The 6,947-nt window shown below is 69.3% G+C and carries 7 protein-coding genes; 4 read left to right on the plus strand and 3 right to left on the minus strand.

Annotated elements, in window-relative coordinates; genetic code table 11:
* Positions 1 to 8: 8 nt before the first annotated feature.
* Positions 9 to 1,514, minus strand: coding sequence for a peptide MFS transporter (locus ACFWP5_RS19730; RefSeq protein WP_384157714.1), 1,506 nt, complete (start codon positions 1,512 to 1,514; stop codon positions 9 to 11).
* A gap of 205 nt (positions 1,515 to 1,719) precedes the next feature.
* Here ACFWP5_RS19730 and ACFWP5_RS19735 point away from each other — a divergent pair, with 205 nt between their 5' ends.
* From ACFWP5_RS19735 to ACFWP5_RS19750, 4 genes are all read left to right on the plus strand, one after another.
* Positions 1,720 to 2,730 carry a polyprenyl synthetase family protein gene (locus ACFWP5_RS19735; protein ID WP_384157717.1) on the plus strand — a complete coding sequence of 337 codons (1,011 nt, stop codon included), beginning with the start codon at positions 1,720 to 1,722 and terminating at the stop codon, positions 2,728 to 2,730.
* Between the two features lie 248 nt (positions 2,731 to 2,978).
* On the plus strand, positions 2,979 to 4,193 hold the full coding sequence (locus ACFWP5_RS19740; RefSeq protein WP_384157720.1) for an outer membrane lipoprotein carrier protein LolA: 1,215 nt from the start codon (positions 2,979 to 2,981) through the stop codon (positions 4,191 to 4,193).
* A 57-nt stretch (positions 4,194 to 4,250) separates the two neighbouring features.
* Complete coding sequence (locus ACFWP5_RS19745) at positions 4,251 to 5,225, plus strand: ABC transporter ATP-binding protein (RefSeq protein WP_384157723.1); 975 nt, start codon at positions 4,251 to 4,253, stop codon at positions 5,223 to 5,225.
* Positions 5,212 to 6,105, plus strand: a complete 894-nt coding sequence (locus tag ACFWP5_RS19750) for an ABC transporter permease (protein ID WP_384157726.1) — start codon at positions 5,212 to 5,214, stop codon at positions 6,103 to 6,105. The genes ACFWP5_RS19745 and ACFWP5_RS19750 overlap by 14 nt, the downstream gene beginning before the upstream one ends.
* A gap of 11 nt (positions 6,106 to 6,116) precedes the next feature.
* Here the strand turns inward: ACFWP5_RS19750 and ACFWP5_RS19755 are convergent, their stop codons facing one another.
* Together ACFWP5_RS19755 and ACFWP5_RS19760 are read right to left on the minus strand one after the other, a co-directional pair.
* Positions 6,117 to 6,713: a flavodoxin family protein gene (locus ACFWP5_RS19755; RefSeq protein ID WP_384157729.1), complete on the minus strand. Its 597-nt coding sequence runs from the start codon at positions 6,711 to 6,713 to the stop codon at positions 6,117 to 6,119.
* Between the two features lie 46 nt (positions 6,714 to 6,759).
* A partial coding sequence (locus tag ACFWP5_RS19760; RefSeq protein ID WP_384157732.1) for a hypothetical protein occupies positions 6,760 to 6,947 on the minus strand: 188 nt, incomplete at its 5' end.

The raw sequence follows: 6,947 nt of genomic DNA on the forward strand, positions 1-6,947 counted from the left end.
CGTCGGCTTCAGTGGACCGGGTGCATCGTGCGGCGCAGCCACGGCGCGGCGGCCATCACCGCGAGGCCCGCGGCCACCGCGATCGCGCCGTTGACGCCGAAGTAGGCCGGCTTGGATACGTCGTCGTAGAGCTTCACCGTCTGGGCCTGGATGCCGTTCGCGAGGGCGAGGGACAGGAACCAGAGGGACATGGTCTGGCTGGAGAAGGCGGCCGGGGCGAGCTTCGTGGTGGCCGACATGCCGGAGGTCTCCAGGAGGATGTCGCCGAGGCCGAGCAGGAAGTACGAGCCGACGATCCACCAGGCCGACATCATGTAGCTGTCGTTCGCGTGCCCGGAGGTCGGCAGGACCATCAGCAGGAACGACAGGCCGCCCAGCACGACCCCGATCGCGATCTTGTTGGAGGCGTGCGGCTGGCGCGGGCCCATGCGGACCCAGAGCGCGGCGACCACGGGCGCGAGCCCGACCTCGAAGGCGCCGAGCGCGGATGCGTACCAGCTGGCGGGGAAGTCGAAGCCGAGGATGGTCGTCTCGGCGTTCGACGCGGCCAGCAGCATCATCGTCGAATAGGCCTGGAAGAGAATGAAGTTGAAGACGGTCGAGGCCAGGAAGAGCACGATGTACGGGCGCAGCCGGCCGCGTTCCCCGGGGCTCACGCGCGGGCTCATGAACATCACCGCGAAGTACACGACCGGCGCGATCACGGAGATCACCGTGAGGAGGTCGACGAAGCGGCCCATCGTCAGCCAGCCGACCCCGGTCAGCAGCACGGCGAGGACGGCGGCGACCAGGATCCCCACGACGATCAGCCGTACCGCGCGGCCCATCGCGGCCGGCGCGAGCGCGAACTCCGCGGTGTTCCTGCGCCCGGCGAGGTGACGGCGTCCGGCGACGTACTGGATCAGGCCGAAGGTCATGCCGACCGCGGCCGCCGAGAAGCCCCAGTGCCAGCCCTCGTGGTCGCCCAGCCAGCCGGTGATCAGCGGGCCCGCGAAGGCGCCGATGTTGATCGCCATGTAGTAGAGCGCGAAACCGGCGTCCCGGCGCTCGTCGTCGGTGCGGTAGAGCTTGCCCACCATGGTGGCCACGTTGGGCTTGAGCAGTCCGGTGCCGGCGCTGATGAGGCCGAGGCCCACCCAGGTCATCGTGGGGGTGGGGACCGCCATCGCGTAGTGCCCGCAGGCGATGAGGACGCCGCCCCACAGCACCGCGCGGAACGAGCCGAGGATGCGGTCGGCGAGCCAGCCGCCCGCCACGGAGACGAGATAGACCAGCGTTCCGTAGGCTGCCGATACGGATGCGGCCGTTCCGGACGACATGCCCATGCCGCCGTGCGCGACGGTATCCGCGAAGTAGAGGACGAGGATGGCCTGCATGCCGAGGAACGAGAAACGCTCCCAGACCTCCAGACCGGAGAGCGTGAGCAGCCCCTTGGGCTGGCCGAAGAAGGCGTGGTCGTCCTCGGGAGGCGGCTGGCCGTCGGGCTCGGCTTCGAGTGCGGTTCGAGACACCATCCACTACTTCCACGTAAGTCGATAAATGTCCGTTCTTATCAGGTGATCAAAAACATACCGGTCGTGATCCGATACCGCCCCTCCTGGACGGGGTGGGCGGCATCGGTGATCGAAAGCTGACCGGATACGCTGACTTGAGTGATGGCAGCGACCTATCGACAAACCGTGTGACCGCCCAGGGACACCAGCAGACAGGAGACCCCTCGTGACCGTCGTCGGGCCGTTCGGGCTGAGCGTGCGGGACCAGGCTCTGGAAGCCGATGTCCAGGCCGGATTGGCGGCAGTCGAGGAGGGTCTGCTCGAAGCCACCAAGAGCGAGGTCCCCTTCATCACGGAGGCCGCCCAGCACCTCGTGCGCGCGGGCGGGAAACGGTTCAGGCCGCTCCTCGTGATGCTCGCCGCGCAGTTCGGCGACCCCTACGCGCCGGGTGTCGTGCCCTCGGCGGTCGTCGTCGAACTGACCCACCTCGCCACGCTGTACCACGACGACGTGATGGACGAGGCGACCGTACGGCGCGGCGTGGAGAGCGCCAACGTCCGCTGGGACAACTCGGTCGCGGTCCTCACCGGCGACTTCCTCTTCGCGCGCGCGTCGCACACCCTGGCCGACCTCGGCCCCGAGGCGGTGCGGGTGCAGGCCGAGGCGTTCGAACGCCTTGTCACCGGCCAGATCCTGGAGACCGCGGGACCGTCCGACGGGCGCGACCCGGTCGAGCACTACCTCGACGTGCTCGGCGGCAAGACCGGCTCCCTGGTCGCGGTCGCGTGCCGGTTCGGCTCGATGATGGCCGGCTGCGACGACACGGTCGTGGACGTCCTCACCCAGTACGGCGAGCGGCTCGGCGTCGCCTTCCAGCTCGCCGACGACGTCCTGGACATCGCCTCCGACGGCCACGAGTCCGGCAAGACCCCGGGCACGGACCTGCGCGAGGGCATCCCCACGCTGCCGGTGCTGCTGCTCCGGGAGCGGGCGGCGCGCCTCGGTCTTGCCGAGGACGTCGCCCTGTGCGAACTGCTCGACTCCGACCTCACGGACGACGCCCGGCACGCCGAGGCCCTCTCCCGCCTGCGCTCCCACCCGGCCCTGGAGCAGGCCCGCCGCGACACCGTCCGCTACGTGGAGGACGCCCGCGCGGCCCTCGCCCCGCTCCCCGAGTGCGACGCGAAGGTCGCCCTCCTGGAAATGTGCGACGCGGTGGTGCACCGGGCGGGCTGAGGTCCTGAGCAACTGCCGTACGGAGGCGGCGTCTTCCCCTAGGGGTTTTGGGGAGGCGTCGCCTCCGTGTGTCATACCCCAGGCGTACGCGGAGTTGGCTCCCCGGTCTGACGCTTATGCGCGGCGGATTTGGTCAGATGGAGAACACGGAAATCACCACTCCTCACCGATTCGGGTGAGAATGGCGGCACAGGGTGGAACGCGTAGAAGACGGACTGGCCGCCGCCGACGACGGAGGTAAGGCAGACATGGCACCGTACGAAACCGACGACAGCACGGACACCGGAGAGCGCGAAGAGCTCCGGGCCGGGCGGCGCAGGGCGGCGCGGTACATCGTCCCGGTCACCGTGGTGGGGGTGGCGGCGGCGACCATCGGACTGGTCCCGGCGCTCGCCAACTCCGGCGACCCGAACCTTCCGAAGATCACCGCACAGCAGCTCATCGACAAGGTCGCCAAGTCGGACGTCCAGCAGTTGTCCGGCACGGTGAAGATCAGCACGGACCTGGGCCTGCCCGACCTCGGCGGCCTGGAGAGCAGCGTGATGTCCGGCGCCACGAAGTCCGGCGACGGCTCCTCCGCAGACCCGACCAGCAAGCTCACCGAGCTGGCCACCGGCACCCACACCCTGCGCGTCGCGGCCGACGGCCCCGACAAGCAGAAGGTCTCCCTGCTGGAGAACGCGGCGGAGTACAGCCTCATCCACAACGGCAAGGACGTGTGGGGCTACGACAGCAAGTCGAACGAGGTCTACCACGGCACGACCGCCGCCGACGCCTCGAAGAGCGACGAGAGCAAGGCCACGCCCAAGGGCCTCACCGACGAGGCGCTGAAGTCGGTCGACTCCACCACCTCCGTCACGGTCGACGGCACCGAGCACGTCGCGGGCCGTGACGCCTACAAGCTGCTGATCAAGCCCAAGCAGTCCGGTACGACGGTCGGCGCGATCAGCGTCGCGGTGGACGCGAAGACGGGCCTGCCGCTCAAGTTCACGCTCACCCCGGCGAGCGGCGGCGCGGCCGTCGTCGACGTCGGCTTCACCCAGCTCAGCCTCTCCGCGCCGGCCGCCTCGACCTTCGACTTCAAGACGCCCAAGGGCGCGAAGGTCACCACGGAGGACAGCGCGAAGAAGGCGGCTCCGGCCCCGGACCACTCCGCCAAGTCCGGCAAGTCCGGCAAGGACCTCGGCAAGGGTTCCGACGACCCGACGGTCCTCGGCAAGGGCTGGAACTCCATCGCCGTCTTCGAGACCGGCGGCCAGGGCATCCCGTCCGGTGCCAAGTCCGGCGGCGGCGACCTCGGCGGCTTCCTCAGCTCGCTCGGCGACCAGGTCAAGGGCGACTTCGGCTCGGGCACGGTCTTCTCGACCCGCCTGGTCAACGCCCTGGTCACGGACAATGGCAAGGTCTACGTCGGCGCGGTCACCAAGAGCGCGCTGGTGAAGGCGGCGGACGCGGCGAAGTAAGCACGGTATGGAGTAAGTCCCTTGCGGGGACTATGAGTTGGGTGAATCGAGGAGCCGATGGGCGAACCGTCCGCTGAAGTGCCGGAACAGGCGGGGGCGGGTGACGGCGTCATCGCCACCCGCGGCCTCACCAAGCGCTTCCGCGGCGGACAGCTCGCCGTGGACGGTCTCGACCTGACCGTCCCGGCGGGCAGCGTCTTCGGCTTCCTCGGTCCCAACGGCTCCGGCAAGACCACCACCATCCGCATGCTGATGGGCCTGATCGAACCCACCTCCGGCACGGCCCGCGTCCTGGGCCGCCCCATGCCGAGATCCGTCCGCACGGTCCTGCCGCACGTCGGCGCCCTGATCGAGGGCCCCGCCCTCTACGGCTTCCTCTCCGGCCGCGACAACCTCCTGCGCTACGACGCCGCCGACCCCACCGCCGACCCGCGCACCCGGCGCACCCGCGTCGCCGCCGCGCTGGACCGGGTGGGCCTGACGGCGGCCTCCGGCAAGAAGGCGAAGGCCTACTCCCTGGGCATGAAGCAGCGGCTGGGGCTCGCGGCCGCCTTGCTCCAGCCCCGGCAGTTGCTCGTTCTGGACGAGCCGACCAACGGGCTCGACCCGCAGGGCATGCGCGAAATCCGTTCTCTGATCCGGGGGTTGGCGTCCGACGGTACGACCGTTTTTCTGTCTTCCCACCTCCTCGACGAGATCGAGCAGGTCTGCACGCACGCGGCGGTGATGGCACAGGGTCGGCTGATCACACAGGGTTCGGTGTCCGAGCTGGCGGCGGGGGCGAGGGGGCGGCTGTTCGTGGCCACGCCCGACACCGGGGACGCGGCACGGGTGCTGAAGGAACAGGGGCTGGCGGACGTGGCCGTGGCGGAGGAGCGGGTGACTGCCGAGCCGCCCGATCGTGAACTCGCCGAGGTGAACAAGGCGTTGGTGACGGCCGGGGTGCGGGTGCGCGGGTTCGGGGTCGAACGGGCCTCGCTGGAGGACGCGTTCGTGGCGCTCACGGGGGAGGGCTTCGATGTCGCAGGCTGAGGTGGCTGTTTCTGGGCCGGTTGCCGTGCGTGCTCCCCGGTTTCTCTGGACCTTCGGGCTGTTGCGCAGCGAGTTAGTGACGACGTTCCGGCGTTGGCGCACGCTCGCGCTGCTCGGGGTGCTGGCCGCCGTGCCGATCCTGGTCGGGATCGCGGTGAAGTTGGAGACGCAGGACGGGTCCGGGCCTGGGCGCGGGGACGGGGGCGGGGGGCCGGCGTTCATCGCGCAGATCACCAACAACGGGCTGTTCCTGGTGTTCACGGCGCTGGCCGCGACGCTGCCCTTTTTCCTCCCGATGGCCATCGGTGTCGTCGCCGGCGACGCGATCGCGGGCGAGGCCAGCGGGGGCACCCTGCGCTACCTCCTGGTGGCCCCGGCGGGCCGCACCCGGCTGCTGCTCACCAAGTACGCGACGGTGATGACGTTCTGCGTGGTGGCGACGCTGGTCGTGGCGGTGTCGGCGCTGACGGTCGGCGCGTTGCTCTTTCCGCTGGGTGACCTGACGACGATCTCCGGTACGCAGATCAGTTTCGCGGAGGGGCTGGGGCGGGCGCTGTTGATCGCGCTGGTGGTCGCGGCGTCGCTTGTTGGTATCGCGGCCCTGGGGCTGTTCATCTCGACCATGACGAGCAGTGGTATCGCGGCGATGGCGACCACTGTGGGGCTGCTGATCACCGTTCAGATCCTTGATCAGATTCCCCAACTGCACGCGCTCCAGCCGTACTTCTTCTCCCACTACTGGCTGTCCTTCGCCGACCTCATGCGCGAACCGGTCTACTGGGACGACCTGGTGAAGAACCTGGGTCTGCAGGCGTTGTACGCGGCGGTGTTCGGGTCGGCGGCGTGGGCGCGGTTCACGGCGAAGGACATCACGGCCTGAGGTTCGTTCGGTCAGTCTCCGGTCTCGTGCGGGAAACGCGCGAGGTCCGCTTCCCGTGCGAAGAACGTCTTCGCACGCGACAGTGCCCGCGAGTCCTTCAGTACGTCGCCGCGTCCGCTGCCGTTGCCGAGGAGGACCCCGCCGAAGCGCATCTTCATGTACGCGGCCGAGTTGTTGAGCGTGCCGATCAGCGGGTCGGCGACCGCCTCTTCCTCCTCGGCGAGGACGGAGACGCCCCAGAGGGTGCGGTCGGCCATCGTCGCCTTGAAGTCGGCGCCGGGGACGCGCAGCCAGTCGGACCAGTAGTCCAGGTAGCGCTTGGTGAGGCCGGACAGGGAGTACCAGTAGACCGGCGAGGCGATCACGATGTCCGTCGCGGCGAGGGTGGCGTCGAGGAGCTGCCGGACGGTGTCGTTGTCGGCGGGCTGGACGGGCCGGACGATTCCGTCGTGCCGGATGTCCAGGAAGTCGGGGAGCGGGTGGTCGGCGAGGCGTATCCACTCCTGCTCGACGTCCGGGGGCAGCTGCTCGGCGGCCCTGCGGGCGAGCAACTCGGTGTTGCCGTCGAGGCGGGCGCTGCCCAGCACGAAGAGGAAGCGGCGGGTCATGGGTCCCCCAGGGGTAATCGGCGTGCGGTGGTTATAGCCGTGTGCATTATATGCGCGCGCAATCATCTGTCCATGGGGTGCTCGTGCTTGTACTTGTGCTCGTGGGGGTGGTTGGGGGTGGGGGTGGGGTGCCCGCAGGTGTGTGCGAACGGCCGTAGCCCCACGGGTCGTCGACCTCGACCTTCTTGCCGTACTTCGCCGTCTTCCACACGTTGTAGAGGAACGGCAGCATCG

It is taken from the genome of Streptomyces sp. NPDC058469, assembly GCF_042721125.1.
In the GTDB taxonomy this organism is placed as follows: Bacteria; Actinomycetota; Actinomycetes; order Streptomycetales; family Streptomycetaceae; genus Streptomyces.